The 2,005-nt window shown below is 34.0% G+C and carries 2 protein-coding genes; one reads left to right on the top strand and one right to left on the bottom strand.

What is annotated here, in order from left to right:
• Positions 1–210 precede the first annotated feature (210 nt).
• Entirely contained in the window at positions 211–1,446 is a 1,236-nt protein-coding gene (locus ABZA26_RS13795) for a dicarboxylate/amino acid:cation symporter (RefSeq protein WP_372715071.1), read from the top strand.
• A 73-nt stretch (positions 1,447–1,519) separates the two neighbouring features.
• On the opposite strand, the gene ABZA26_RS13800 is transcribed toward ABZA26_RS13795, so the two are convergent.
• On the bottom strand, positions 1,520–2,005 hold a 486-nt coding region (locus ABZA26_RS13800), incomplete at its 5' end, for a hypothetical protein (protein WP_372715072.1).

The following is a 2,005-nucleotide window of genomic DNA, read 5'->3' on the forward strand; positions in this document are numbered from 1 at the left end:
TATATGAACTCTTATTTTACAAAAAAATCCATTTAGTCCTCTATTTGCTTGACAATCAGTTCTATAAATGTTAATATCCGTTATATATTCATCCTGTTTATAATGTTTTTCTATAAAACTTAATTAATTTTTCATTAAAAGTTAATTTTTAGTGATGTTAAAACCAGAGCAATCTGATACAATGTATAAAATTTTACTAGGGAGGGATTCATGAAAAAAGGAAAGTTAAACTTAGGGGTCGCAATTTTAATTGCCATGCTGCTCGGTATAGTCACTGGTGCAGTTTTAAAGGAAAAAGCTGTAATGTTTGCACCTTTGGGTAATATTTTTATTCATCTGATCAAAATGATGGTTATTCCGCTTGTAACAGTATCAATTATTTTAGGTGCATCTTCACTGGGAGAGACAAAATCAGCTGGAAAAATAGGTATTGGAACATTCGTCTATTACTTAGGAACTACCGCTGTAGCTGTGGCTTTAGGACTTGTATTTGGAGGAATATTCAAACCTGGTGTGGGATTACAGGAAGGAAGTCTCCCGGAGCAGTTCTTAGATAAGACCGGTGAACTTGCATCCAGAGGAGAAATTGCTGGATTCTGGGATACTATCTTAGGAATTATACCTACCAATCCTCTAGAGGGATTAGTTAACGGAAACATTTTACAGATTTTATTTTTTAGTTTATTTCTTGGTATAGCTCTTTCAAAGCTTGTAAAAGAAAAGAAAGAACCAGTTATCAAAATGCTTGAAGGACTTAATGAAGCTATGATATGGATGATATTAAAAGTAATGCTTCTTGCTCCTATAGGGGTTTTCGGACTAATGGCTGATGCTGTTGGAACATTTGGTTATGACATCTTAGCTTTAGTACTTAAATTACTTATTGTTTATACTGTTGCTCTTGCATTACAGACATTTGGTGTTTATCCGTTACTGGTTAAGATGTTCTCCGACACTTCTCCTTCAAAATTCATTAAGAAAATATCAAAAGCTCAGATAGTTGCCCTTTCCACAGCTTCATCGATGGCTACTCTTCCTGTAACTTTTGAAGTTTGTGAAGAAGAATTAGAAGTATCAAATGAAACAACTTCATTTGTACTGCCTCTTGGAGCCACTATAAATATGGATGGTAATGCCATATATTATGCCCTTTGTGCTATGTTCTTTGCACAGATGTATGGAATCCAGCTTGGAATGACTCAGTATGTGGCAATAATAATTACTGCTACAATTGGATCTATAGGACAAGCCGGGGTGCCGGGTCCTTCACTCCTTGTAGTTGCAGTTCTATTGGCTGCAGGGTTACCTGTACAGGCTCTTCCACTGCTTTTCGGTGTTGACAGAATCTTTGACATGATGAGAACGGCTGTAAACATTACAGGAGACGCATCATGTGCCGTGATTATCCAGAGCATGTTAGACAAAGAAGAAAAAAAGGCTAACTAAGAAAGTATTCTATAAATCAAAAAGAGCCTCCCTACGGGAGGCTCTTTTATAATTTTATAATATTAATTTTGTATTATGAAGAATAATCTGAATTTTTAAGACATAAGAAACTTTTTTCATCTTTTATTTGAGTAGTTCCAAGTTTTTCACGTACCTTTTTATAGAGTTCTATTTTTTCAGTTACCCCTATAAGAGAGTAAATAAACTCCTTAAATTTATTATGCTTAAATTTATACCTGACCTCATCAAAACCGTACTTCTCCTTTATTATTCCGGATAAGATAAGATTTCTTAAAATCTCTCTCACTTGCTCTCTGTTAAAACCGTATAATTTTTTAAGAGTTTCTAGCTCTAGACCTATATTAAATAGTGATAAAATCTTTAGCAATTTCTCTTCAGCCTCTGATAAACTCTGAATTTTCTCCATAAAAACAGCAATTATCTTTTCAGTGAAAATATTTTTTATAGTACCGTCTTCCCCTATATTTTCAAGATACTCCACTATAAAAAACGGATTCCCATATGACTCATTGTATATGGACTCTTTTGTGACATCAGA

Source organism: Ilyobacter sp., from assembly GCF_041583315.1.
Taxonomy (GTDB): Bacteria; Fusobacteriota; Fusobacteriia; order Fusobacteriales; family Fusobacteriaceae; genus Ilyobacter.